Below are 26,129 nucleotides of genomic sequence, written 5' to 3'. Positions count from 1 at the left end.
CTCCATTAATCGTTAAATGTTGTCGGTAGCTCTACAAATTCTACCCAGTATTTTCCTAGCGTTTTCATTAAATCAACCAAACCATCAAACGTTACTGGTTTTGTAATGTAAGATGCAGCACCTAAGTTATACCCTTTAACCATATCTTCTTCTTGTTTAGACGTAGTTAATATAACAACCGGAATTCCCTTTAAGTTAGGGTTTCCTTTTATAGCTTCAAGCGCTTCACGGCCATCCATTCTAGGCATATTTAAATCAAGTAATATAAGTCCAGGACGCGGCGAAACTGCTTTGTCTTCAAACTTACCTTTACGCTCTAAATACTCAAGCAACTCAACGCCATCTTCAACAAAATGAAGCTCGTTAAGTACACGACTTTCAGCAAGGGCATCTTGTGTTAACAAACGATCATCTTCATCGTCGTCTGCCATTAAAATAGTAATCGGTTTTACTTTTGAATAGGGCATTTAAGCCTCTCCTTGCAATGTGAAAAGCTCAGCTTCCACAGGTAGTTTTATAATAAAGGTTGCACCTTCACCGTCTTTACTTTGGGCTGTAATTGTTCCGCCGTGGCGCTCCACAATACGCCTACATACAGAAAGGCCAATACCCGTGCCTTTATATTGTGAGCGTCCATGTAAGCGTTGAAACGGTACAAATATTTTATCGGCATAGTCTTGTGAAAAACCAATACCGTTATCTTCTATGGTAATAACTTGAAAACTTAAATGAGTATTATGATCAGAGCTGAAAATATCTTCATCTTGATAACTAATTTTTATGTGTGGGTTTACGTCGGGACGCCTAAATTTAACAGCGTTCGACAACAAATTTAAAAACAGCTGCTGCATTTGGCTTTTATCGGCCTGAATAACTGGCAAATCATCTACATCAATTTGTGCTTCAGACTCTTTTATCGCTATCTCTAAATCACTTAATATATCAGCTACAACTTCATTTAAATTCGTGTCATCAAAATCTTTACCACGCGTTGTAATTCGCGAAAACTCTAATAAGTCGTTAATCAAGTTAGACATACGCTGCGCTGCATTTTTCATGCGCCCAATGTAATCCATCCCCTTTTCACCCAATTCATCTTTAAACATGGTTTCAAGACGGTCGCTAAAGGCTTGGATTTTTCTAAGAGGTTCTTGTAAATCATGGCTTGCTACAAAAGCAAACTCTTCAAGCTCTCGGTTACTACGGCTCAATTCATCTGAATATAATGTTAGCTCTTGTGTCCGCTCAGAAACCTTCATTGCTAATGTTTCGTTTTGTTTTTCAAGCTCAAAACGATATTGTGCTGCATTTCTTAAATTAAGGCGCGTCATAATAAACATACCAATAATCAGTAACGCACTCGTTATTGCTGTTATAGCGAATGTAATTTTAGCTTCATTTTTAATCTGTGCTAATTTAGAAAAATGGCTTACTTTAAAGAGTAATTCACGGTCTTGAATTTCATTAACATACTCTCTAATTTGCTTATAAAGCTTTCTTCCTTTATGCGTATTTAATACATACAACGCACGTCTTTCTTTGTCATCTAGCGCAAGGTTTACAGTTTGTTTTAATTCTTTAATTTTACTATCTACAAGAACTAACAACTGGGCTATACGCTCAGCTTGACCGTCAATCTCAGAGTGAAGCGACTTGACATGATCTGTTTGCGCTTCAATTTGGCCTACAGCATCGTAGTACGGCGTTAAATAGTCAGTCTCTTCTGTCAATAAATAACCACGCTGCCCAGACTCAGCCTGCACTATGGATAGATGCAGCTTCTCAATTGCAGTGGTTAGCATGCTAGTGTTGTCTAAACTTTTTTGGGTTTGTGTTAAGCCTTGAATCGTATTCAATGCTAAAAATGCGTTGCCCACAATAATACCTAGCACAACCACCATAAATGTTGCCCAAGTGATATTCGCTTTACCTTGCTGTTTTTTCTTGCTCATTTAGCTTCCCGAATTAAAGTTTATACAACACTTAATATTTATTGAGAGTCTGATATTTTTTGCAAACTTTCGCTGCACTGTTGGCAATTATTGATAATTTTATCAAGTGCATCTAACGCTTTTTCTTTTGGCATATCGTTTTCAAGTACCAATTTAATCAGCTCAGCATTCATCGAAATACGATTTAGCGGCCCTCTTGCATCGTGTACTAATTTATTGAGTTGCTCTGTTTGGTTATCGGATGTCATGCCCTTCCTCAAATCTATTTATATTCGCCAATACCGCCATATGCATTAAGGCGGTTATAAAGTGTTTTAGTACTAATACCCAGCATTTGTGCAGCAAGCGTTTTATTACCTTGTACCTTATCAAGCGTTGCATGAATAAGTTCTTTTTCAACTTCTTCAATTGTTTGCCCTGCTGATACAGGCTTTTCGGCAGCTTGATTATTAACGCGCGAAAAGGGTGACTCTAAGTTATCAGGTAAAATAATGTCGCTGGTTTGTGGGTCGCTCATAATAAATGCACGGTGTATAGCATGGCGGAGCTCTCGCACATTACCCGGCCATTCATAGCTTTGCAGCTCTTTGAGCTGTGCGGCAGTCCAACTAAAGGCAGTGCCGTTTTCGTCATTAAGTTGATCTAAAAAGGCTTTTGCTAGTAAAGGTACATCTTCTTTTCTATCGCGAAGTGGCGGTATATCAATAGGAAAAACAGCCAACCTAAAGTAAATATCTTCACGAATAACATTATTTTGTGCCAAATCGGTAAGCGAGCGGTTAGTAGCTGAAATAACACGGCAATTGGTTGGTATTTCTCTGTTACCACCTACGCGTGTTACCTTTTTAGTTTCAAGCACTCGCAGTAAATTTGGCTGCATATCAATTGGCATTTCAGTTACTTCGTCTAAAAACAAAGTACCGTTATTTGATTGCTCAAATACACCTTCTTTACGTGCAATTGCGCCTGTAAATGCGCCTTTTTCGTGGCCAAATAACTCACTACCAATTAACTCTTTTGAAAGTGCGCCACAGTTGCTAGCAACTAATGGCCCTTCGCACTGGCTTGCGTTATGAATAGCTTGAGCCACTACTTCTTTACCTGCACCACTTTCACCCATAAGCATCACGTTAGCATTTGTTTTAGCTACACGTTCAATCATGTTGTAAAGCTTTTGCATTGGCTCAGATTCACCAATTAAACCACCAAAGTGACGCGTTATACCGCCCGACTTTGCTTTTTTAACTGCTTTTTTAGGGCCATTTAAAACCAGTTCTAAATCTTCGCGTTGTAATGGCTTTAATAAATGCCCTACATTTGGCTCACACATATCAGCTAAAATGCCTTTAACTGAAGGATGACCCGATATAAGTGTAATTTTTGGAGATTGCCCAATCGTTTTTAAGTGATCAAGTAAGTGCAAACCGCTACCATCAGGCAACATAAAATCAAGCAGCACATGGTCAAAAGTATTATTTTCAAACCATTGATGTGCTTCTTTTAAACTGGTTGCGGTGCTTACATTGTGGCCGAGGAATTCGACTATGTGGCATACAACGTCACTAAACTCGACGTCATCGTCTACTAAAAGTATGTCTAACATGATAAATCCCTATGCTTTTTTTCTTATTCTACGCATCCTTGATATTAATTTAAAGGTGCGCCCAGAATCTTATTTTTAAAATAAACTTAAGCGATTAAATGCTATTAATGTTACCAACCTAATATTTACGTATGCTGAAAAAAATCGATCACAAATTATGATTAATAATTAAAATCGTTTCTATTTATAGAATGGTAGCAACTATTATTATTAAAAACCTAAAAAAGGAGACGAAATGCAGCAATTAAAAACCTTAATACATTCAGGTATTAATATTGACCAAGGTACTCAATTTACACGCTTAACAGCTCGCGCCATTGTAATTAAAAATAATAAAATACTTTTAATGTATACAAACCGTTATGAAGACTACAGCCTACCCGGCGGTGGAGTAGATGACGGCGAAAGTATTGAGCAAGGCTTAATTCGCGAACTAAGCGAGGAAACCGGTGCACAACAAATAAGTGTAGTTAAAGCCTTTGGACTCTATGAAGAGTATCGCCCTTGGTATAAAGACGATTTTGATATTATTCATATTAAATCGTATTGCTTTGTATGTAGTATAGCCGACGAGTTTGGCAAAGCGCAGTTAGAGCATTACGAGCAGCAAAATGGCATGACAGCTAAATGGGTTGATATTAACGACGCAATTGCACATAACGAGCGCACCATTGCTAACAGTGAAAAACAAGGGCTTTCTATTTTACGAGAAACTTACTTATTAAAGCGCATTGCAAAGGAGCTAATATAAAGCTCTGTGTTTGTCCCAGAGGGTGTTGTAAATTTTGCAACTCCCAGAATATTTTACTGCCTCGAGCACCTCAATTTTTATATTTAAAAAATCCTCTTTCAGCAAAAATATAAATTTAATTAATAAAATCAGATGGATAAAAACAAAATCAACTTTTTATAAAAACTGGCTCTAGCCTTGCACCTTTTAAACAACTAAATTTGTAAGGAGATAGAAATGAGTAACACAGTTAAAACGATTAATCCCGCAACTGAGCAAACCATTGAAACCTATACACTACTTTCTCAAAAGGAAGCAGAACAGGTAATCGAAAAATCTCACGAAACATATTTAAAATGGCGATTAACGTCATTCACTGAACGTGCAAAATACCTTAATAAGTTAGCCTCACTCTTTGAAGATCAAAAAGAAGCTATTGCAAAACTCATGACCGAAGAAATGGGTAAAGTTTACGAGCAAGGCTTTCAAGAAGTTGAACTATGTGCAGGAATTTGTCGTTATACAGCCGAACAAGGCCCACAAGTACTTGCTGACGAAGAACGTGATATGGACGGCGGCCGCGCAATCATCAGCTACCAACCAACAGGTGTACTATTAGGTATTCAACCGTGGAACTTTCCGCTTTATCAGGTAATTCGCTACAGTGCAGCTAACATCATGGCGGGTAACACAACCGTATTAAAACATGCTGGTAATGTATTTGGCATGGCTGAAAAAATAGAAGAGCTATTTAAACAAGCTGGTTTCCCAGAGTATTGTTTTAACAATCTACTTATCGACGGCAAAACAGCCAGTTCTTTAATTTCGCACAAAGCAATTAGCGGCGTAACCTTTACCGGTAGTGATGCGACAGGTAAAAAAGTAGCAGAAGAAGCAGGTAAACACGTTAAGAAAACAGTGTTAGAGCTTGGTAGTAACGACGCTTACTTAGTACTTGATGACGCAGACCTAGAGCTTGCAGTTAAAACCTGTGTAACCGGGCGCATGATCAATAACGGTGAAACGTGTGTTTCAGCTAAACGTTTTGTTGTTGTAGAGTCACTTTACGATGACTTTAAAGCGCAAATTAAAGAGCAATTTGAAGCCATGAAAATGGGCGACCCAATGGCTGACGATACAGACTTAGGCCCAATGGCTCGTGAAGATTTACGCGACGGGATTCACGACCAAGTCATGGAATCAGTTAAAGCAGGTGCAAACATAGTAACGGGCGGCGAAATACCTTCGCAAACGGGCTACTACTACCCACCTACTCTACTAGATAACTTAGCCCCTGGTATGCCAGCCTATGACGACGAATTATTTGGCCCAGTAGCTTCGCTTATTAAAGCCAAAGACAACGACGATGCAATGCGCATCGCTAACGACTCTCGCTACGGTTTAGGCGGCGGTATTTTCTCTAAAGATGAGAAAAAAGCCATTGAACTAGCTAAAAAGTACTTTGACACAGGCATGATCAATATTAATGGCTACGGTTTAGCACAACCTAACCTACCGTTTGGTGGTGTTAAAGAAAGTGGCTACGGCCGAGAGCACGGCGGCTTTGGTATGCGCGAATTTGTGAATATCAAATGTATTATGATCAATAGCTAATTTAGCTTTAAATACTAATACATTAGAAAACCTAAAAGTGGGTAACCGCTTTTAGGTTTTTTTAACTTTAGAATTAGATTACAGAAGAGCTTAGTCTCTACTAAGTTCAAACCGCAAAGTAACTACACAGTAATAACTGTAAATGAGCAGTTTGCTTTTTAATCATTATCAACATAAAAGAATAATATAATAAATTCAGAGGCACTAATTGCAGCTAGCTGCATTATCAGCAAAAACATAATACCAATCCCAGCTTGAGGGTCAGGTTCAATACCAAAGACAAGTACTGCCGCTAAAGTAATAGTAAGTAATGCAGCTATAATTCTAATAAAAATGAGCCGTTTATTTTTATAGTTTTTAGCGTTAGCTAAAAAATATAGAAGCAAATAAGGCAACAGCATAAACGCAAAGCCAATTTCAGTTGGCATCCAGTACTTAATAGCAACAGCAACTAAAGATAAAACAGCAAGCGCCTTAACTGGGTAGTACATTTTTTTATAATTCACATGCTTTCCTTTGCACGCAGTGCTTTATTAGCACCAAATAAAATATTGCCGAACAATATAAAAACTTTAACTATGCAATGCAATGCAATCTATTTCACTAGACTTAACCTGACAGGCAACAATGAGCGATAAGCGGTCATTGAGATTGGCCAAATATCGTCGTGAATTGATTGGTAAGGCTGCTCTTTGCGCATATATTCATGAAAATGAGCGCTGAGCGCATATTGTTCTATTTATCTTTTCTTTAAAGTTTCAGAAACTTAGTAATAGTAATACCTTAAACTATTTGTTAAAACTATATCATTCAGAAAAATGAGCGTGACGTCGGCAGAAATATGCGCGATGAGCGCACTATTAAATTGTTATATGGTTCACAGGATAGAAGTATATGGATATATTTGAGTATAAAGTAGAAAAAGTTGGTGGTCTTTTTACATTTCGCACTACCAAATTTGTTAGGTTGCAAACTCGCTGCACAGAACTGGGAAAACAAGGCTGGGAATTAGTTAGCGTAAATTACGATTGGTTTACAGTCACGTATACAATGTTTTTTAAGCGGATACGGCCTAATAAAACCATATAACAAGGGTTTTCAAGTCGGACAAATTACAGTTGGCTGTTGTTCGTTCCTCACACATTATAGCCAACTACAATTTGCCGCTTAAAACGGCGTTATGTTTTTAAGAGGAAATCATGTTTACATTGGATGTTGATACCGATCTGAAACTGGCTTTGGTTACTCCCAAGTATGCTTCGGCCTATCTTGAAATTGTCAGTCGAGAGCGAGAATATTTGAGTCAATGGTTAGCTTGGCCTCCTCATGCAAGCAATGAAGAGTTTTTTCTTAGCTTTATCAAAAGTTCATTGCATGATTATGCTGATGGAAAATCCTTAGTTTGTGGGATGATTTACCAAGATAAGTTGGTTGGAAATATCAGTTTTAACAGTATTAACCGTCAACTGAAAAAAGTAGAGATTGGCTACTGGTTAAGCTCTGAATACCAAGGTAAAGGTATCGTGAGTAAGTCAGTTTTAAAACTGACCGACTTGGCTTTTACTGAATTTGATATGGAAAAGGTTCAGATATCAGCAGCGAGCGAAAATATTCCAAGTCGTAATGTATGTGAACGTTTAGGTTTCTCGCTTGAGGGCATAATCAGTTGCGCAGAAAATTTGAATGGCCGAGTTGTAGATCATGCTGTTTATGGTCTAAATCGTACCAATTGGCCCAAAACATAACAAACGCTTCAAGAGGGACAGCCAACGCGCGGTATTTTACTATGCGTTGGTTTTTGTGATTACGGTGTTATGCGGAAGCTTAGTAGTAGCGTTGGCTGCCCCTTAAGCGGGCGTTATATTTTTAGTTATAGCTCGCAGGAGGCACATTGGCTATTACAAATAAATCGATAAAATTACTATGGTCAAATGCAGCCGGAATATGTTCCTTTTCAGATTGTACAGAAAAGCTTTCAGTAGAGCAGGCAGCAGGGGTTGCCCCCTATACGTTGGGAGAAATGGCTCATATAAAAGGAAACAAGCCTGGCTCAAATAGATATGACCAATCACAATCAAATACTGAACGGGATAGTTATGAGAACTTAATACTATTATGTCCTACTCATCACACATTGATTGATAAAGAAGAAAATGAAGCTGAATATCCAGTAGGTCTTCTCCATGATATGAAAAATGTACACGAGAGCTTTATTTCAAATAGGCTTGGTGTAGAAAAATTTGAAAATACGGATCAGTTGAAAGATAAAATATCTATTTATATGTCTGAAAATCATCAAGCATGGGAGCAATATGGTCCACTGTCTGATAACGCCAGAAGAAACCCTAATAACGATCAAGTTCACGCTTTGTGGACCTCAGCTCGACTTTCTACAATTATTCCAAATAACCGTGAAGTTATAAAATTATTACAGGAAAATAGAGAGTTATTTTCTAGGCTTGAGCAACGGATTATTAGTAAATTTATAACACATGTAGAAAGCTATGAAGCATGGGTAAATGATGAAATTCCGTATCAAGCAGTTTTACGTTTTCCTACAGATTTTGAAAAATTAGTTTTTGGAGAAGAAGATGCCAGCACATAACGATAATTTTCCATGGATGAGCTATTACGGAAACTATAATTTTTTTGAACAACGTATGCGTGAGCACTCAAAAGTAAACTCAATTGAGCGTATTAACCCTAGCGTTTATAGTCTTGAGCTAACTGATGGTCGAAGATTAAAAGTATTTATCTGTGAGTGCTACTCCTTTGATACTGCTGAATATGTAGAGTCATGTGAAAACTATGGGCCCTTACAAGCTGTAGTTATCAGTTCTAATTGGTGTGGTTATTCACTAGATGTTAAACGTAATTGTATGTCTGATCAGGTTGGTGTGTTTGATACAGCTGGATTCATGGCTGCTATAAACAGAAGGGAGTATTGGACTTACCTTACAGAGTATGAGCGTGAACGATTTCAAGAAAATGGTTGGCTTTGAAATTGACGATATCTGTATATGGTTATGGTTCATATTTTATAGGTAACAGTAAATATAAAGACATAGACATCTTAATTACTCATATTTCAACAGACTATAATTCTTGCCTAGAAGTAATCGCATTGAAAAAGTCTATAGTCAATGAAATAGAAGGAGCGGATGTTACTATTCTTTCTTGTGTTGCTGAATCAGAATTTAACTTTATCCAGCAGTCTAAAGCAGTATTGCTTTCTGAATTTTTACAAAAACCCAACAAACTAATTTTAACAGAGTTATTTCAAAAAGTACGTGGGTATAAAAATATATTCGCAACTAGGAACTTTTAGGATATGGATTTTAAGCAGTCTTGGTATCACGGGACACGTACACCTAATATCACAGAATTCTGGCCTCTTTCTCACTTTGGCGATATTAACTCTGCGAAAATGGTTTGTGCAAATAAAGCATACAAGGATGGCCATAAAGGTGATCCTCTAATTATTGAGGTTAAACTTAATATTAAGGAAGAAGAAGTTTTCCCATTCTTCGATGTAGGCTCACCGAACCCTAAGTGGATTGCAGTGCAAATGCTCAACGAAAAAGAAACCTATCCTGTGTCTGAGAAATTGGCTTCAGATATAGAAAATGTCAGAGCAAAGCTTGTTAGCTTAAAAGCCAAAGGAAAGTCAGATGCTGCTAATGAACGATCGGAGTTTTCAGCAGTGTTAATTAAGCACGGATTTAAGGCTATTTGCTATCCAAATGAAGTAGAAAGTGAGACTAATGAAGTGAGTCTATGTGTACTGGATCCTTCGGCAATTGAGATAATTAATGTTGCCACCATGTGTGAAAGTGAAGCTAGACGTCTTTGGGATAAATCTGCAAGAAATGTATAACAAGAAAAGGCTGTCGGACGCTGCGCGCCGCAGCTTTGGGCGTTACCACTGTTTGCAATTGGCACTCTCCTGCCACTCGACAACATAAATAATGATTATAACTGGCAAGGTATTTTACTGTGTCGGATGGCGCTTCGCTTATCCGACCTAAACTGCCTAATAGCTATAACTTTTCCTCAAACCTCGGCACTTTTCGCTTATCTGCCTTATTCATAGCAAGCTCTTGAATTTCTTCTTGCTTAAGCTCATCGGGTTTATCTTCTAGTGACTCCTGATTAGCGTTTTCGTAAGAAAGCTCAGTAAGGAGTGCAAAGTGATCAGAGCCATACTTAGCTAAGCGCTTAATACGCTTTACTTTAAAGCCTTCGCTGTGAAATAAGTGATCGAGCGGCCAACGCATAAAAAAGTAGCTTGCATGAAAGGTGTTATAAAAACCACGGCCTTTTCGAGGGTCTAAAAAGCCACTTATTTGCATAAACAAACGGGTGCTACGCGACCATGCTACGTCGTTTAAATCACCGGCAACTATGGTAGGTCGTGTTGGGTTTTTAAGTGCTTTAGCCACCATTATTAGCTCTGAGTCGCGCGGGCGCGATGAGTCTTCTTCGGTCGGGCTTGGCGGTGCTGGGTGAATAAAGTGCCCTTGCATTTGCAGGCCTTCATCATTTTCAAACAGAATATGAATTGAAGGAATATCTTCTTCTATTAGCTCACATATTTGTGCATCGAGTATTTTAAACTTGCTGTATAAGTGCATGCCGTAACGATTGTCTTTAGGGCATTCTATGTAATACGGGTAATTTTTTTTAATGACTGATAATTTATTTTCCCACCAGCTATCACTCTCAAGTGTAATAAGTAGGTCGGGTTGGTGCTCATCTACAAGGCTAATTAGCTGCTCACTTTTATGGTTCGACATCAGTACATTTGCCGACATAATTCGTACGCTGTGGTCTATATGCTTTGGTGCGCTTTGCACTTCTTTTTTAGCAAGCCACGTATACGGGTAAATCCATTTACCTTGTAAAATCATTATAAGTAATGAGGTTAAGGCTATAAACACGTAGCCTATTGCGCTACTTTGCCATAATAAAAACAACGATGTAACGGCTACAAAACTGGCAATATAAAATACCTGTAAGCGCACAAAGTCGCAGCTACGCACTAAGTAATGCTGGCTGTACGACATTGGCAACAAGGTAACCAGTAAAAAAAAGCCAATAATTATAGCCAGCGCAATAAGCATTTTAATATCCTTATAAAGTTAGTTTAGCGACTTAAGATTGAAAGTATTTCTCGGGTGTCGTGCACCATGTGAACAACTGTACGGTCTATTTCAATACTCACTGTACCATTATCTCTAGAGCGTTCAATCACTCTACCTCGTTTATATAAATCACGATCTAAATAGTCGCCTCGGTGGTAGCTTTTACTTAGCCCTGGTGGCGTCCAACCTGCGCGAATTAGCTGCTTAGCCTCTTTTTTAGAAAGGTAGTCATTGTCGTTGTGTTTATGTGAATGATGCTTATTATGGCCGTGTTTATGACCATGCTTATCTTTATGCGGTTTCGCATCTGCGCTTATTGAACATAAAGCCAATGCTATTAGTGCTGTGTATGTTAGTGCTCTCATAAATAATCTCTAGCGTAATTAATAGCTAAAGGTTAACAAACACGGCTGAACATCATATGAAACAACTTACACTTATTTAACGTTGTTTATATTGTGTTTTACAGTGGCTTCGCATAATAGCGGGATCGCGTAATTTTAAGTGTTTTGTTTTACGACCAGCATGGCGTTTACGCCACACTTTAAAACTGCCTTTTGAAATATGTTCGCGCATAAATACCACCAGCTGCGGGTATTTTAATCCGTATAACTGCTCTATTGCCTCAAAAGGGGTTCTATCTTCCCACGCCATTTCGATAATGCGTGACTGCTGCTCTGCGTTAAACATGGTATATCTCACAAAATTTAACTTATACGCTAGGTAAAAATACTTAGATCAATGCAATTAAGCTCAGTAACTGTATAATTGGCGTTCAATTTATGTATTTTAAAAGATATCGAATTTTTATTTATGCGCGCAATATTTCTGTTTTTAGCTTTAACTTTACCTTCATTATTGCTTGCAGCGCCAAGTAAGACTTTGCGCTGCGTAACAACTCACTACCCGCCTTTTACTATATTTGATGAGAAAAGCGATACGTTCACAGGTTTAGATATTGAATACTTAACCTTTATTGAGCGTAATTTGAATCTTAAGATTGACGTAATTCATCTTCCATGGGCGCGCGTTAAAAAAGAAATGGCGCTGGGCTACTACGACTGCTATTTCTCTTTGGCCAATACAGAGGAACGAGCAAAGTATTTAGATTTTACAAGCGTGCCCTTGCATACTACTAAGTATGGTTTATTTGCTTTAAACAAAGATAAACTGCTCACTGACGATTTATCAAATACCCCAATAGCAATGCTACGCGGTGTTGCTGTGCCTGAGGTTATTGCTAAAAAGTATAAACTTGATGAGAGTAATCTACTTCGCTCACTTTCAACTAAAGACACTTTTGAGCTGCTAGAAAAAAAACGCGTTGAATACGCAATAACTAACTATCAAGCAGGTTTGTGGTACTCAAAGGAATATCAAAACGTATACGCTAGGCAGTTCAATGAGTTTACGTTTCCTACTTACATTGCTTTTAAGCGTGGCGTAATAGATACAAAATTAGTTGATGAGCAAATAAAGCGCTTTAAAGCACAAACTCAATAATTAACACTGTACACGTTAAGAGATAACCAATGTTTACAAAACTACCAAAGTGGGTTGAATATGGCGCGTTTACGCTCGCATTTATAGCGGGCATAGTAAACGCTGTAGGCTTATTAGGATTTGAGCACCAGGCTATTTCGCATGTATCTGGCTCTGTTACTTTACTTGGTATTAAAGCAATAACTAATCCCAGTACTGCCTTATTGTTACTTTCAATAATTGTTAGCTTTATGTTGGGTTCGGCACTGTCGGGCTTTTTGCTCTCTGGTGGCTCATTAAAACTTGGTCGTCATTACGACACTTTGCTTTTTATTGAAGGATTGCTACTGCTTGCGAGTGCTTATTTACTCAAAAACACATTCGTTTACGGCATTGTTTTAACGTCTGCTGCGTGTGGGTTACAAAATGCGCTAGCAACTAATTACAGTGGTGCTGTTATACGTACGACACATTTAACCGGTATTTTTACTGACCTTGGTTTAATGCTAGGTAAAGCGCTTAAAGGTGAGCAATTTGATACCCGTAAAGGCGTTATGTTTTTACTCATTATTGCAGGCTTTTTACTAGGCGGTATAACCGGCTACGTTTTATTTAAGCATTACTTAGTGCTGGCTTTGGTATTTCCTGCTGTGGCTTGTTTTGTTTTATCAATTACGTATCGGATTTATAGGTTACGTACGCTTTAACGCAACAAGTTTAAATGCATATTAAAACCGCATATTATAGAGGCAATGCAATATAGATTACTTTCAAGGAATGTATGAAACCTTATTTTCTGCCGCTGATATTACCCTTTAGCCACACTGCGTTTGCCAATAATCAAAATAATGATGCAATAGAAACCATAACAACTACGGCATCACGTATTGAAGCACTATCTACCCCACTCCCTTTATCAATAAGTACACTCAGCGAAGCGCAGCTAAATAGCATAGCGCCTACCCATATTGAAGAAGCCCTGCAACGTGTAGCAGGAGCTAATATTCAACGCGGAAATGGCCAAGAATATTTACCCGCACTACGCTCCCCCGTACTTTCGGGCGCTGGCGCTTGTGGTGGCATATTAACCTTAGAAGATGGTATACCACTGAGAGCCGCTGGGTTTTGTAACATAAACGAGCTATTTGAGGCGCACAGCGAAATGGCGCAGCGCATTGAAGTACTAAAAGGCCCAGGCTCTGCACTTTATGGCTCAAACGCTGTGCATGGTGTTATTAATGTAATAACGCCCGACACCACACAAGGCGGTGGCTTAGTTGGTTTAGATTATGGCTCGTACGGTTATACTCGCTACAAATTACGCGCAGGGCAAGATTACGGCAACAGCGGTATCGGCATTAACGCAAGTGTTACCGACGATAGAGGTTACCGCGACGACGAAAGCGCAGAGCAACAAAAAGTAAATATTCGCCATCGCTATTCAAATAATAATTTATTACTTACCTCAGGCCTTACTTATACAAATCTTGATCAGCAAACTGCGGGATTTATTACAGGCTTTGAAAGCTATAAAAACGAAGACCTCGCGCAAAAAAACTTTGACCCTGACGCATTTAGAAAAGCACGCGCATTTAGAGCATGGAGCAATGCAACATGGCAATTAAATAACGATGATGTGCTCTCTACTACGTTATATTTTCGCGACCAAAGCATGGACTTTTTTAAGCACTTTTTACCCGGCACACCGCTTGAAACAAACAGCCAAACCGGCTTTGGTGTGCAATCGCTTTATCAACATAATTTACAACGTAATATAAAAATAAACCTAGGGCTTGATGGCGAATACACGCAAGCCGATTTTACTCAAAGCCAAAACGAGCCCACTCAAGGTTCTGCATTTTTAGTTGCTACAGTACCCCAAGGTAAGCATTACGATTACGATGTAAACGCCACGCTTTATGCCCCTTTTGCATCGGTTGATTGGCAATTAAATAAGTGGTTACTTACTGCAGGTGTGCGCTACGAGCATATGCAGTACGACTACACCAATAATATGCTAGCAGGTAGAACAAAAGACGATGGTACAGAATGCAGCTTTGGTGGTTGCCGATACAGCCGCCCTGAGAGTGGGAAAAATAGTTTTAGTAATCTATCGCCAAAGCTTGGGGTTAGTTATCAGTACAATACAAATAACACGCTTTATGCAAACTTTTCTCGCGGTTACAGAGCGCCACAAGCGGCTGAACTATACCAATTACAACGCGAGCAAACTACTGCAAATTTAAGCGCCGAAATAGCAAATAACGCAGAGCTGGGTATTAAAGGAATTTACGAAAAACTACGTTATGGCGTGTCGGTTTACGCTATGAGTAAACACAATACGATTTACCGCGATAGTGACTTTTTTACGGTAAATAATGGCAGCTCTCGCCATCGTGGTATTGAGCTTGAGCTTGACTACCAGCTCACTAAGTCGCTTGCGCTTAACTTTGCTGGCACTCACGCAAAGCATACTTACACTAACAACCAAATACTTAACGGTTTAAATATAAACGGCAACGACATAGATACCGCGCCGCGTAATATTGCTAATCTCGATTTAACATGGCAGGCATTAAACAACGCGCAATTTGCTTTGCAGTGGCACCGCGTTGGTAACTACTACACCGACCCAGAAAACTTAAATAAATACCAAGGGCATGATGTTTTAAGCCTACGCGCACAGTGGCAAGTTACTAGTAATCTTGAGCTACTTGCTCGTATTATTAACTTAACTGATGAGGCCTATGCAGAGCGCGCCGATTACACCAGTTTTACCGGCGACAGATACTTCCCGGGTAGGCCTCGTAACGCGATGCTTTCGGCAACTTATACGTGGTAATGCTTATTTAAGGGCTAAGCTGATTTAAATCGCTCATGTATTTCATGGGCGACTTTTTCATTACCTTTTTAAACATAGTAATAAATGCACTCACCGACTCATACCCTAATAACTCCGACACCTGCTGCACACTTTGCTTATCAGAAAGCGCTTTTAAGGCTGTAATTATATGCAATTGCGTACGCCATTTTCCAAATGTCATACCGGTTTCTTTTTTAATTAACCGCGCTAATGTGCGCTCAGTTAATGCAAACTGCTTAGCCCATTGTGGTAGTGTTTTTCGGTTGTTTGGCTTGTTTATAAGCTGATCGCTCATAGTTTGAATTACCTCATTTTTAGATAATACAAAATCCAGTGGTTGTACGGGCATTTCAATAAGTTGATCAAATAACACCTGCGCTAAACGCGCTGTTTTACTATTTAAAGTATAGTGCTGATTATGCCCAGCCAACTCACACATTAGCTCTTTAACCAACGGCGTAATAGCTAACGTACAGGTATTTAGCGGCATACCGTTTTTACTACTATCAATAAATAAATGACAAAGCTGCGCGTTATCAGACGCCCTATTGCTATGCACCTTTTGTGCTGGGATCCAAATTGCACTGTGCGTGGGCACCATCCACATTTTGGCCGATACTTCACACGTTACATACCCATGCAGCGCTAAAATTAATTGCCCTTTTGGATGGGTATGTAGTGGTATTTCGTGACTTGCATGGGCATGCTCTATTTTGGCTATTATGGGCTGCGCCATAGTTTCAAAATTTTTAATGTCGTCCCAGCCAATTGCATCAAACATAGTTTTGTCTGTTTTTAGTTATTTAATGTCATTATCTCTAAATTATAGTTTTTGCTAAGCCTTTATACTAGCGCCCATTAAGTATTAGCTTTAATGGTCTTCCCTTTTGTTAAATAACACACCTAAATCACGCTTTGCTGGCATATTACTTGTGCTTGGCATATTACTTATTGCCGCAAATTTACGCGCCACATTTACAGGTATTGCACCTGTGCTTGAACAAATTATTAATCACTTTGGGCTTAGCGCATCGCAAGCTGGTTTTTTAACAACACTGCCACTCATAGCCTTTGCGGTTGCATCGCCAATGGCGGCAACTCTTGCTAAAAAGCAAGGGTTAGAGCGCACCTTGTTTGTGGCTTTGTTATTTATACTTGCAGGGGTTGCAGCGCGGGTAATAAATACCTCAGCCATGCTTTTTGTAGGCACCGCTATTATTGGTGTGGGCATTGCCATCGCAAACGTATTATTACCAAGTTTAATTAAGCGCGACTTCCCTGCAAAGGTTGCGTTAATGACCTCAGCCTACGTGCTTACTATGGGCGTGGTGTCGGGTGGGTTTTCTACTTTAGTATTTCCGCTTAGTCAGTTAAACGGATTAGGATGGCAACTTGCGCTGGGCTCATCAGCTCTTATTACTTTGGCGAGCATTATTGTATGGATGTCGCAATTAAGTAAGCACACAAAACCCGCGAGTATTGCTCAACACACTGACACGTCAAAAAGTGTATGGCGTTATTTACTAGCATGGCAAATTACCCTACTGCTGGGCTTAAACTCGTTTTTAAATTATATAATTATTACGTGGTTACCAAGCATATTAACCGAAACCGGTCACTCAGCTACCCAAGCAGGTGCTTATCATGGTGCTTTTCAAATAGCGACTGCATTACCGGGTTTAATATTAATTCCGTTACTTGCCAAATTAAAAGATCAAAGCGCGCTTAGCTTTATTTTAGCCATGTTGAGTGCACTCAGTGCATTGGGGCTGCTTTACATGCCTAGCTTTGCTTTTGTTTGGACCCTAATGCTGGGCTTTTGCTCTGGGGCATGTTTTATATTGGGGCTGTCGTTTATTAGTTTACGAACTGACGATTCGCAACAAGCAGCGTCGCTTTCAGGTATGTCGCAAAGCGTAGGTTATTTGCTCGCGGCTATTGGTCCTATGCTAGCTGGTGCATTACACACTACAACAGGCAGTTGGAGTGCGCCATTGTGGTTGTGCGCTATTGCCGGAGTACTGTGTGCTTTATGTGGTTTGGGCAGTGGTAAAAACACCACTTTAGCTAAATCAGCTAACTAGCTGCTGTAACCACGAAAATAAACCAGACGAAGGTTTACTACTCGCGTGCTTTTGCTCATAGCGTTTATTCGTTACTTCGCGCTGTTCACGGCGCTCTTGTGCTAAATTAGCTTTTGCAGTAAAACGCAAGCGCTGCTCTTGAGTAAGCTCATCATTAAAACTAATGGCTGTTTTTTTCACTGCTCGGCTGCTTTTAGGTGAACTACACATATTATTCTCCAAATGACTGACTTATAAGTAGACAGTCATTTGGTTAAATAAATTTCAAACCGCTTACTAAAAAAGTAATACTGATAACCCCAAATAACTAGTTTTGTGGGGTTGTATCAAACGCAGGTACTTCGTGTAAGCCGCTCAACCAGCTCAATGTTGATTTAGCCCAAATTTGTGCTGTTGGCGTAAACTGATCACGCTGATCAACCGCACCAATACGCAAGCCATATACACGGTCAGCTTTAGCTTCGTTAGTTGCATAAAGTGTTGTACCACATGTGCCACAAAAACCTTGCGCACGCTTGTTACCACTTTGCGCTGTTTTAACAAACTCTTTTGGCTCACCTTGGGTAAATACTACCGAATTTGGCTCTGCAATTATAACGGCTCTAAATGGGCCGCTCGACATACGTTGGCAATCGCTACAATGGCAAACAAGTGCATTGTTATTTTGAGACTTTGCCTGGTATTTAATTTCACCACAGTAACAGCTTCCAGTAATTTCCATTATTTAAATCCTTAATGCTTATGAAGATTGAATCGAGATATAAGACCGGCAGTATCGATTCATTATTTTTAAAATATAAAAAATTGCTCGCCGGTTCATTTGTATATTCGGTTAGGTTTTTAATTTTTGAGAGTGATTTTTTCAAAATTGAGCAAGTGCTACAAACATGATGCGATGTTTTAAATAAAACAGCAATACCACGTTAAGCTAATAGCGTAACGTGGTGTGTTTAAGCTATCTTTTATGTGCGTTTAAATAATCAACAGCTAACAGACTAAGCGCCTTAGTGCCTACTTTAAACGATGATTCGTCGGCATAAAAATAAGGTGAGTGATTACTAGCCACTGTATTTAAATCTTGCTCACTTGGTGTGCCGCCTAAAAATACAAATACACTCGGCACTTCTAATGCGTAAAACGAAAAGTCTTCTGCGCCGGTTATTTTTCCCATTTCAACTACGTTTTCATTACCTGCTGCTTTTTTAAGGCTAGGTAACATTTGCGCAGTTAACTTTGGGTTATTAATCGTTACCGGATAACCTTCGTGAATGTGTACCTCTGCAGTTGCACCTGACGATTTAGCAATGTGCGTGGCTGTGGTTTTTATTTTTTCAAATATTTGTGCTCGGTTATCCATATCAAAGTTACGAATTGTACCTACCATTTCGACTTCTTCAGGAATAATATTATTACGTACCCCACCCGCTATCTTACCAAACGAGACAATAGCAGGCTCTTTGGTAATGTTGATTTGGCGACTAACAATATGATTTACGCCTGTTACTATTTGCGCAGCTGCGGCAATGGGGTCAACCCCAGTCCACGGTGCAGAGCCGTGTGCCTGCTTGCCATGTACTGTTATTTCAAACCGGTCTGCACTGGCCATTGCTGGGCCACTTCTATAGCCAATTTTACCGCTGTGCAAACTAGATGTTATGTGTAACCCAAAAGCAGCTTCTGGTTTGTATTGTTTAAATATGCCTTCTTTAAGCATTAACTCAGCGCCCCCCTCTTCCCCCTCAGGTGCGCCTTCTTCTGCAGGCTGAAATACAAACATAATATTACCGTGTAGCTCATCCTTCATGTTTGCAAGCACTTGTGCAGCGCCCATTAGCATAGCCACGTGCGTGTCGTGCCCACAAGCATGCATTATGCCTACATCTACACCACGGTAATTGGTGGTTTTAGTTGATTTAAAATCAACATCTGCTTTTTCAGTAACTGGCAGCGCGTCCATATCTGCGCGTAGCATTACTGTTGGGCCTGGCTTTGCACCTTTTAATAGCCCCACAACACCTGTATAAGCAATCCCTGTTTGTACTTCCATACCCAGCGACTTTAAGTGCTTAGCGACAATACCTGCTGTGCGGGTTTCGCGATTTCCAAGCTCAGGGTTTTGATGAAAATCACGTCGCCAATCAATAACCTGTTGCTCTATCTTTTTAACTTGCTGATCAATGTTTGCATTGGCATTAAACGCACTAAGGGCAGCAAAGCCCAACGCTATTGAAATTAGTGATTTTTTCATCCTGTTTGTCCTTATTATATTTATTGGTTTTATAATATTGATGAGCACGAACCCTTATGTATTATTGAGAACATAATTAGTTTGCTCTATAACCACTATTACTGAAGGCTCTACAATAATCAATCCCATTTAAGCTAGATGCTCAACTATGAAGGGCCACTTCACTTTTCACTGGTTTTATCTATTTTTAGTTTAAAGTTTTAGCGCTAATTAAGCCTACCACTTTTGCTTTTGTTGATTTAAAAATGGCAATAAATAGTCCACCAAAGCGCGGACAGTTGGGCTTAATAAACGTTGCGATGGATAGAGTAAATTCACGGGTAATGGGCTTGGTACATAATCGCTATTCAAACTATAAAATAAGAATAGCAATGTAGAACCTCCTAATGTTGGAGGTAATTATTTATAAGCATTCGCATTTTTAATGCTGTCAAAATCATTAAAGCGCACGTTGTGCTGCGCCATTACTTTAAGTATTTTTTTACTTAGCATTTGGCGTAAATAAAACGGCTGATTTGGCACAAAATGATGAATGGTATGCGTTTTACCAAAGTTAAAACAAAATAAGTGAAACGGCATAAATAAACGACTCGTTAGTACATGAGTTTGTTCAAGTATGTTATTAACGCCACCATAGTAATGCATGCTTGAGGTAACAAAATTAAGCGAACTTGAACGAATAATATTAGGCACAATGAGCACAACCATTAAAAATTCAAACACATCCATTGTACTTAACAACCAACTAGGTGAATTTAGCGAAAGTGGTATAAATAAATCAACAATATGAAATAAAATAACGCTATATAAAACAGCAAAATACGCAGTCGCTATCGGAAATCCCGCATTAAAAACACTCGAAAAACTAAAGCCATTAATTTCTTTTCTAAAACGTTTAGTAGAAATAATTAGCCCTAATAACCCATCTACAATAACTAGCGCACGTAAAAATGGATTTTTAATACCGTTTCCCACCAAGCGTTCTTCTAGGTCTTGTTGTGTGCCTGAGGTTTTGTGATGGTGTAAATGCATTTTACGTCGGTACCATGGGCTAATAGTATTTGGCCGCATTAACCATACTGCTAACATCATTAAGTTATGCATGAAAGGCTGATTGCTAAAGTATTGTTTATGTATAAGGTCGTGCTCTAACTCATGGGAAATAGACGCAGCAATAGCCGCAAGCACTATACACACCCAAGCAGGTATTAGGGCTAAATAATATAAAACACCAACACCAATTAATGCGCTAAGCGACAGCAATAAAATAATTAACCCTAAGGTATTTTGATGTTCAAGTAATGGGTATTTTTGACGAAGTAATGCTTCTTCTGCCTTAATAGCTTTAACAATCGATTGAATGTTCTGTTTGGCACTTAATTGAGTCATAATTAATGTCTTAAAAACCTTGTTGTACAAATAATACCTGAATCAAGCGCAAAATCGGCATAAAGCAGGAATAATTATTATACGATTCACTATTATCAATAGTTCAATTGCTTATTTATTCAATCGCATAACAGTTTAATAGCACTCATAACCCAAAATATTCGCTTTATATATCAGCCCAAAAAGACTTAAAAAATTTACCGGTAGAGTCTCCTTGCTATAAACGATTAATTATCAACCAGTTGTTTATGCAAATAAAAGAAAAGGCTTGCCGCCCCCTCTTTTGTTTGTATAATGCGGATACAGAATAAGAGGTATATAAGTATCCTTTTTATTTTAAGTGGTTTTTCTTTATCTTTTTATGCTTAAAAGATTAAAGAAAAATTATGCCAGCGTGATGAAATTGGTAGACATGGGGGATTCAAAATCCCCTTCCGAAAGGAGTGCCGGTTCGAGTCCGGCCGCTGGTACCACTTTTTGAACCTCAGCTAATTATTGGCTGAGGTTTTTTTATGCCTAAAATTTAACTAGTAATCTATACCAATTCGCTTTACTAAGTGAGCTACTTTTAAATAAGAAAACGGTTTCGATAACAAGGTAAAACCTAGTTAAGCTGAAGCAAAAGCTACAAGCCTTCCAATGAAGCCATCAAGGTAATTAGAAAGCTACATAAATCTAATTAGCATGCGAGTTATGCGTCTTGCTCTTGATTTGTTATATTCCCAATTCGATTATTTAACTCTTCGTCACTAACATCTTCTTTGTGTGTACCAATGATCCATATATGACCAAATGGGTCTTGTAGTGTGCCGGTCCTATCACCATAAAACTGGTCATGTACGGGTCTTATTAGTGTTGCACCAAGCTCAATTGCTTTTTTAAACACGGTATCAACATCTTCAACATAAAGCATAAGGCTTAGCGCTGTACCACCGAGTTCTTTTGGGTTTTTTAAATGCTCTTCAGAACCATTATCTGAAAGCATAATATGCGAATCACCAATTATTATTTCTGCATGGGCTATTCCACCATCAGGTAAAGGCATCTGCATTACGTGTTCAGCACTAAATGCATCACAATAAAAATCTATCGCTTTTTGTGCGTCATTCATAATTAAATAAGGTGTAACTGAATGAAACCCTTTTGGTATTGCTGAGACTGCCATAATATTCTCCTTTACTTACGCGGTGATTTTTAATATTTAATTAACTAAATATGCGTTTAATTGCCCCTAAATTTAAGCTTAGCTCATACAAAAAATTGCGTTACTTTTCGAGGTTTAAACGTTTATGCCAAGCAGCAATACTTTCATCAGGGTATTCTTCAAACTGCTTGTCACCTTCATTAATGGGCGCATTTACCCAATTTGCTTTACTACCAAGCATTAAATGAGTGCGCTCTGGCGGTATGGGTAACTCACTATCTATTGCACCAGCAAAGGGGTGAACTTGCTCAGGCCAACGTGCATCGTATAACCACAAGTTAGCACTACAATGCTTACAAAAATGACGCTCTGCAGGGCTGATTTTATCGCCTATTTTTGCATGATAAATAGTTATGTGTTCACGCCCTGTAACCTCAAGCGTGCTGTATTGCGCGTTTAAATTAATAACAAACCCGCCGCTCCCTGCGGTTTTACGGCATATAGAGCAGTAACATAAATTGTAAGGATAAGGGTGTTTTGAGTTGACCGTAAATACCACTTTGCCACAGTGACAAGCGCCATTAAGCTTCATAATATATCCAATATTTATTGTTGGCTTGAACTAATACCTTAACTAGGTGAGCTAAAAAAACCACAACAATTACATGCTGTGGTTTTTTTAATTATTGAGCTTACTAACGCTCCCAATATCTTAAATTACGCAATGTATTTATAAATTTATCGGCTGAATGTGCCTCTAAATCTATCCAACCATCATCTACTTTTCCATCAAGGCCTGCCGCTTTAAATAAAGGCTTAGCCTCATTTGTAAAGCCTATAAATTTCATATGTGCGTACGCATCACTTACAAAGTCTTTAGCTTCTGCTACGGCAGCTAGTTTTTTAGCTCCATCTTCGGTGGTGAGTACAAGTACCGCATCGTATAAAACCGATGGACCACCATTAATAACCTGATCAGCTTTAAAGTGTTTACCTTTACTGCATTTAGCACCGCCAACTTGCGGGGCAATAATTTCAAAGTTTGCACCTTCACTTTTAAGTGCATTGGTAACCGATTCAAAAATTTCTGCATTAAAGCCATCACTTACTAAAATACCTAATTTACGGCCTTTGAAGGTGTTGGGCGCATTTTTCAAAATACTTAACGCATCAGATACAGGTAAGTCTTTACGTGTTGGCATTGCAGCTTCAGCTGGAGCTGGCATTTCTTGCAAGCCAAGTCCTTCGGCAACTTTATTTGCGAGGGTTTCGTCAATATTTAACAAGTGCGATACCAAACGTTCTCGTATTGGCAAATGCTCAACTTTAGACAGCTCAAACACGTACGCAGATTGAATATGCGCCTGCTCTACCTCTGTTTGACTTAAATAAAATTGACGAGCTTGACTGTAATGATCGCTGAATGTTTCTGAGCGATAACGCAGTTTATCACCGCCACTTACTTCAGGTTCCTTTGAGCTTTTAAAGCCATGTACTGGGCATTCGCGCGGGTTGTTTTCGTCGCCGCTCCATGAGTTTGGCTCATAATTAACACGCCCTTTTGGATTGTGCATTGCCATGTGGCCATCTTGCTGAAAATGACGCATTGGACATTTAGGCGCATTGACCGGAATATGCGTAAAGTTAGGACCACCTAAACGCTTGGTTTGGGTATCTAAGTATGAAAAGTTACGACCTTGCAGTAGCGGGTCAGGTGTAAAGTCGAGCCCCGGTACAATGTTTTGAGTACAAAATGCTACTTGCTCTGTTTCTGCAAAAAAGTTGTCTACAACACGGTCAAGCACCATACGACCAACAATTTGCACTGGTACTTGCTCTTCAGGTATAAGCTTGGTGGCATCAAAAACATCAAATTCAAATTCATCAGCAAATTGCTGATCAAACACCTGTACACCTAGTTCCCACTCAGGGAAGTCGCCGTTGCCAATAGATTCCCACATGTCTCTGCGATGAAAATCAGGGTCCGCGCCGTTTAGCTTAAGTGCTTCGTTCCATACTACAGATTGCATTCCGCCTTTTGGTTTCCAATGAAATTTAACAAATTTCTCATCACCTTTGGCATTAATAAATTTAAAGGTATGAACACCAAAACCTTCCATAAAGCGTAAAGAGCGTGGAATAGCTCTATCAGACATTGCCCACATAACCATGTGCATTGACTCAGGTGACAAACTCACAAAGTCCCAAAAGTTATCATGTGCTGTTTGCGCCTGCGGAAAACCACGATCAGGCTCGGCTTTAGCGCTATGAATTAAATCAGGAAACTTCATTGCATCCTGAATAAAGAATACCGGTATATTGTTACCCACTAAATCCCAGTTTCCTTCTTGGGTATAAAATTTTACCGCAAAACCGCGTACATCACGTGCTAAATCTGGTGATCCTTTATTACCTGCAACCGTAGAGAAGCGAGTAAACACAGGCGTTTTTTCACCTTTTCGCTGAAAAATATCTGCACAGGTTAAATCTTCAAGCGTGTCGTAAGTTTCAAAATATCCGTGTGCACCATAACCTCTAGCGTGCACTACTCGCTCAGGAATGCGTTCGTGATCAAAGTGAAAGATCTTCTCGCGCATTATATGATCTTCTAATAATCCTGGGCCACGCTTGCCTGCACGTAATGAGTTTTGATCGTCACTTACAGGGCAGCCCTGCGCGGTGGTCATAGTAGGGTGTTCGTCCGACGCCTTTTGATGCAATTCGCCGCCATGCCCTTTATTACCTGAGTATTTAAATGATTCAGCCATGTTTAGTCCTTCATACAGTTTGATTTAATGGGTCAATAGTTTTTATGAGCTTTAAAGCTAAAAGCGACTATGCAAATGCAAAATAAAGACCAGCCATCCAACCTAGTAAAAAAGGGCTGTACAGATAACAATGTAGTATTTGAGGTGGTTTATAAAAGAAAAAGTTACACAGGTATGTAACTTTTTCAGACAAAAAAAGAGCACTTAAAAGTGCTCTTAGATTCATGTCAGTTTAAATTTAGTTAATCTTTGCTTTCGTTAACTAAAATAACTTTACGATGTGGGAAAGGTATTTCAATGTTGTTTTTATCTAGTGCTTTTTTAATTAACTCTGGCACAGTGTAAAGAATATCGAAGTAATGCTCGCCCTTACAAAATGGCCTTACTAAAAAGTCTACTGAGCTGTTGTTAAGAGTTTCTACTTCAACAAAAGGCGCTGGATCTTTTAGTATATGTGGGTGCGCTGCAAGTACCCCATCTATAACTTTACGTACAGCCGTTGTATCTTCACCGTAAGCAACACCAAAATGCATATCTACACCACGAATTGGATGATGTGAATGGTTTATAATTTGCGCGCCCCAAATTTGACTATTTGGTATAATAACCTGTTGATTATCGAACGTTTGTAAAATAGTAGTAAACATATCTACTTCTGTTACTTTACCAAAACGCCCTGCAGCCTCAATAAAGTCATTCACTTTATAAGGTCTAAATATTAGCAACATAACGCCTGCGGCAAGGTTCGACATTGCACCTTGTAACGCCAAGCCTATAGCAAGTCCCGCAGCACCGAGTAAAGCAATAATAGAGGCTGTTTGTACACCAAAGCGATTTAACACAGCAATAATAACGAACGCTAATATGATGTAGCGAGCCATGCTGCCTAAAAAGCGAAAAAGCGTATCGTCAAGATGAGTGTATTTATGACACAAGCCAATAATTAAATTGCGTACTTTGCCCGCTAACCATAAGCCCGCAAGTAAAATTGCAATTGCTAGTAATATGTTGGTTGCCCACGTAATTGCAGCGGGTAAATATTGATTAATATCAATGTTGTTTATTATGTCTTCCATTGTTTTTCCTGTTTTAAAACTTTTAGCTAGTT

28 protein-coding genes and 1 tRNA gene are annotated in these 26,129 nt (G+C 39.1%); 12 read left to right on the top strand and 17 right to left on the bottom strand.

Going from position 1 to position 26,129, the window contains the following annotated elements; genetic code table 11:
- Nucleotides 1–5: 5 nt before the first annotated feature.
- The 4 genes from H5161_RS09425 to H5161_RS09410 are packed head-to-tail and all read right to left on the bottom strand — an operon-like array spanning nucleotide 6 to nucleotide 3,555.
- Nucleotides 6–467 carry a response regulator gene (locus H5161_RS09425; RefSeq protein ID WP_039485075.1) on the bottom strand — a complete coding sequence of 154 codons (462 nt, stop codon included), beginning with the start codon at nucleotides 465–467 and terminating at the stop codon, nucleotides 6–8.
- Nucleotides 468–1,952, bottom strand: coding sequence for an ATP-binding protein (locus H5161_RS09420; protein ID WP_182716785.1), 1,485 nt, complete (start codon nucleotides 1,950–1,952; stop codon nucleotides 468–470).
- Nucleotides 1,953–1,990: 38 nt separating this feature from the next.
- Entirely contained in the window at nucleotides 1,991–2,200 is a 210-nt protein-coding gene (locus H5161_RS09415) for a histidine kinase (protein ID WP_039485081.1), read from the bottom strand.
- Nucleotides 2,201–2,214: 14 nt separating this feature from the next.
- Nucleotides 2,215–3,555: a sigma-54 dependent transcriptional regulator gene (locus H5161_RS09410; RefSeq protein ID WP_182769148.1), complete on the bottom strand. Its 1,341-nt coding sequence runs from the start codon at nucleotides 3,553–3,555 to the stop codon at nucleotides 2,215–2,217.
- Between the two features lie 235 nt (nucleotides 3,556–3,790).
- Between H5161_RS09410 and H5161_RS09405 the strand changes: the two genes are divergently transcribed.
- The gene (locus H5161_RS09405; protein ID WP_039485087.1) at nucleotides 3,791–4,306 is read left to right on the top strand and encodes an NUDIX hydrolase; all 516 of its coding nucleotides are present in this window, start codon (nucleotides 3,791–3,793) and stop codon (nucleotides 4,304–4,306) included.
- A gap of 216 nt (nucleotides 4,307–4,522) precedes the next feature.
- Entirely contained in the window at nucleotides 4,523–5,899 is a 1,377-nt protein-coding gene (locus H5161_RS09400; RefSeq protein ID WP_182672851.1) for an NAD-dependent succinate-semialdehyde dehydrogenase, read from the top strand.
- Nucleotides 5,900–6,057: 158 nt separating this feature from the next.
- Here the strand turns inward: H5161_RS09400 and H5161_RS09395 are convergent, their stop codons facing one another.
- Nucleotides 6,058–6,405, bottom strand: a complete 348-nt coding sequence (locus H5161_RS09395; RefSeq protein WP_182732772.1) for a hypothetical protein — start codon at nucleotides 6,403–6,405, stop codon at nucleotides 6,058–6,060.
- Between the two features lie 693 nt (nucleotides 6,406–7,098).
- Between H5161_RS09395 and H5161_RS09385 the strand changes: the two genes are divergently transcribed.
- From H5161_RS09385 to H5161_RS09365, 5 genes are all read left to right on the top strand, one after another.
- Nucleotides 7,099–7,644 carry a GNAT family N-acetyltransferase gene (locus H5161_RS09385; RefSeq protein WP_013868587.1) on the top strand — a complete coding sequence of 182 codons (546 nt, stop codon included), beginning with the start codon at nucleotides 7,099–7,101 and terminating at the stop codon, nucleotides 7,642–7,644.
- 146 nt (nucleotides 7,645–7,790) lie between these two features.
- Nucleotides 7,791–8,504 carry an HNH endonuclease gene (locus tag H5161_RS09380; RefSeq protein ID WP_182769147.1) on the top strand — a complete coding sequence of 238 codons (714 nt, stop codon included), beginning with the start codon at nucleotides 7,791–7,793 and terminating at the stop codon, nucleotides 8,502–8,504.
- On the top strand, nucleotides 8,491–8,901 hold the full coding sequence (locus H5161_RS09375; protein WP_182769146.1) for a hypothetical protein: 411 nt from the start codon (nucleotides 8,491–8,493) through the stop codon (nucleotides 8,899–8,901). The genes H5161_RS09380 and H5161_RS09375 overlap by 14 nt, the downstream gene beginning before the upstream one ends.
- Before the next feature lie 2 nt (nucleotides 8,902–8,903).
- Nucleotides 8,904–9,227 (top strand): hypothetical protein, encoded by a 324-nt coding sequence (locus tag H5161_RS09370; RefSeq protein WP_182769145.1) that lies wholly within the window; start codon nucleotides 8,904–8,906, stop codon nucleotides 9,225–9,227.
- A gap of 3 nt (nucleotides 9,228–9,230) precedes the next feature.
- Nucleotides 9,231–9,776 (top strand): hypothetical protein, encoded by a 546-nt coding sequence (locus tag H5161_RS09365; protein WP_182769144.1) that lies wholly within the window; start codon nucleotides 9,231–9,233, stop codon nucleotides 9,774–9,776.
- A gap of 163 nt (nucleotides 9,777–9,939) precedes the next feature.
- Here H5161_RS09365 and H5161_RS09360 read toward each other — a convergent pair whose 3' ends face one another.
- From H5161_RS09360 to H5161_RS09350, 3 genes are all read right to left on the bottom strand, one after another.
- Complete coding sequence (locus tag H5161_RS09360; protein WP_182695738.1) at nucleotides 9,940–11,022, bottom strand: endonuclease/exonuclease/phosphatase family protein; 1,083 nt, start codon at nucleotides 11,020–11,022, stop codon at nucleotides 9,940–9,942.
- 23 nt (nucleotides 11,023–11,045) lie between these two features.
- The gene (locus tag H5161_RS09355) at nucleotides 11,046–11,408 is read right to left on the bottom strand and encodes a hypothetical protein (RefSeq protein WP_182769143.1); all 363 of its coding nucleotides are present in this window, start codon (nucleotides 11,406–11,408) and stop codon (nucleotides 11,046–11,048) included.
- Between the two features lie 76 nt (nucleotides 11,409–11,484).
- Nucleotides 11,485–11,733: a TIGR03643 family protein gene (locus H5161_RS09350; RefSeq protein ID WP_024595124.1), complete on the bottom strand. Its 249-nt coding sequence runs from the start codon at nucleotides 11,731–11,733 to the stop codon at nucleotides 11,485–11,487.
- A gap of 123 nt (nucleotides 11,734–11,856) precedes the next feature.
- Between H5161_RS09350 and H5161_RS09345 the strand changes: the two genes are divergently transcribed.
- From H5161_RS09345 to H5161_RS09335, 3 genes are all read left to right on the top strand, one after another.
- Complete coding sequence (locus tag H5161_RS09345) at nucleotides 11,857–12,546, top strand: ABC transporter substrate-binding protein (RefSeq protein ID WP_182732775.1); 690 nt, start codon at nucleotides 11,857–11,859, stop codon at nucleotides 12,544–12,546.
- 29 nt (nucleotides 12,547–12,575) lie between these two features.
- Complete coding sequence (locus H5161_RS09340) at nucleotides 12,576–13,232, top strand: YoaK family protein (protein WP_138488600.1); 657 nt, start codon at nucleotides 12,576–12,578, stop codon at nucleotides 13,230–13,232.
- A 74-nt stretch (nucleotides 13,233–13,306) separates the two neighbouring features.
- Nucleotides 13,307–15,367 (top strand): TonB-dependent receptor, encoded by a 2,061-nt coding sequence (locus H5161_RS09335; RefSeq protein WP_182769142.1) that lies wholly within the window; start codon nucleotides 13,307–13,309, stop codon nucleotides 15,365–15,367.
- A 7-nt stretch (nucleotides 15,368–15,374) separates the two neighbouring features.
- Here H5161_RS09335 and H5161_RS09330 read toward each other — a convergent pair whose 3' ends face one another.
- Nucleotides 15,375–16,169 (bottom strand): helix-turn-helix domain-containing protein, encoded by a 795-nt coding sequence (locus H5161_RS09330; protein WP_182769141.1) that lies wholly within the window; start codon nucleotides 16,167–16,169, stop codon nucleotides 15,375–15,377.
- Between the two features lie 106 nt (nucleotides 16,170–16,275).
- Between H5161_RS09330 and H5161_RS09325 the strand changes: the two genes are divergently transcribed.
- Nucleotides 16,276–17,472: an MFS transporter gene (locus H5161_RS09325; RefSeq protein ID WP_154903461.1), complete on the top strand. Its 1,197-nt coding sequence runs from the start codon at nucleotides 16,276–16,278 to the stop codon at nucleotides 17,470–17,472.
- Here H5161_RS09325 and H5161_RS09320 read toward each other — a convergent pair.
- From H5161_RS09320 to H5161_RS09305, 4 genes are all read right to left on the bottom strand, one after another.
- The gene (locus tag H5161_RS09320) at nucleotides 17,461–17,682 is read right to left on the bottom strand and encodes a hypothetical protein (protein ID WP_154903460.1); all 222 of its coding nucleotides are present in this window, start codon (nucleotides 17,680–17,682) and stop codon (nucleotides 17,461–17,463) included. The genes H5161_RS09325 and H5161_RS09320 overlap by 12 nt on opposite strands.
- Nucleotides 17,683–17,779: 97 nt before the next feature.
- Complete coding sequence (locus H5161_RS09315; RefSeq protein ID WP_007377055.1) at nucleotides 17,780–18,193, bottom strand: GFA family protein; 414 nt, start codon at nucleotides 18,191–18,193, stop codon at nucleotides 17,780–17,782.
- Nucleotides 18,194–18,427: 234 nt separating this feature from the next.
- Nucleotides 18,428–19,720 (bottom strand): amidohydrolase, encoded by a 1,293-nt coding sequence (locus H5161_RS09310; protein WP_002958068.1) that lies wholly within the window; start codon nucleotides 19,718–19,720, stop codon nucleotides 18,428–18,430.
- A gap of 399 nt (nucleotides 19,721–20,119) precedes the next feature.
- The gene (locus tag H5161_RS09305) at nucleotides 20,120–21,109 is read right to left on the bottom strand and encodes a fatty acid desaturase (protein WP_154903459.1); all 990 of its coding nucleotides are present in this window, start codon (nucleotides 21,107–21,109) and stop codon (nucleotides 20,120–20,122) included.
- Between the two features lie 388 nt (nucleotides 21,110–21,497).
- On the opposite strand from H5161_RS09305, the gene H5161_RS09300 reads away from it, so the two are divergent.
- A tRNA-Leu gene (locus H5161_RS09300) sits at nucleotides 21,498–21,582 on the top strand.
- Nucleotides 21,583–21,800: 218 nt separating this feature from the next.
- Here H5161_RS09300 and H5161_RS09295 read toward each other — a convergent pair.
- The 4 genes from H5161_RS09295 to H5161_RS09280 form a co-directional block, all read right to left on the bottom strand.
- On the bottom strand, nucleotides 21,801–22,274 hold the full coding sequence (locus H5161_RS09295) for a VOC family protein (protein WP_058154199.1): 474 nt from the start codon (nucleotides 22,272–22,274) through the stop codon (nucleotides 21,801–21,803).
- 100 nt (nucleotides 22,275–22,374) lie between these two features.
- Nucleotides 22,375–22,845, bottom strand: coding sequence for a GFA family protein (locus H5161_RS09290; protein ID WP_058154198.1), 471 nt, complete (start codon nucleotides 22,843–22,845; stop codon nucleotides 22,375–22,377).
- 103 nt (nucleotides 22,846–22,948) lie between these two features.
- Nucleotides 22,949–25,021 (bottom strand): catalase, encoded by a 2,073-nt coding sequence (locus tag H5161_RS09285; RefSeq protein WP_182769140.1) that lies wholly within the window; start codon nucleotides 25,019–25,021, stop codon nucleotides 22,949–22,951.
- A 242-nt stretch (nucleotides 25,022–25,263) separates the two neighbouring features.
- Nucleotides 25,264–26,097 (bottom strand): mechanosensitive ion channel family protein, encoded by an 834-nt coding sequence (locus tag H5161_RS09280; protein WP_182769139.1) that lies wholly within the window; start codon nucleotides 26,095–26,097, stop codon nucleotides 25,264–25,266.
- Between the last annotated feature and the right edge of the window lie 32 nt (nucleotides 26,098–26,129).

The organism is Pseudoalteromonas sp. SG43-5 (assembly GCF_014164345.1).
In the GTDB taxonomy this organism is placed as follows: domain Bacteria; phylum Pseudomonadota; class Gammaproteobacteria; order Enterobacterales; family Alteromonadaceae; genus Pseudoalteromonas; species Pseudoalteromonas distincta.
This window is presented reverse-complemented; position numbering and strand designations above follow the sequence as displayed.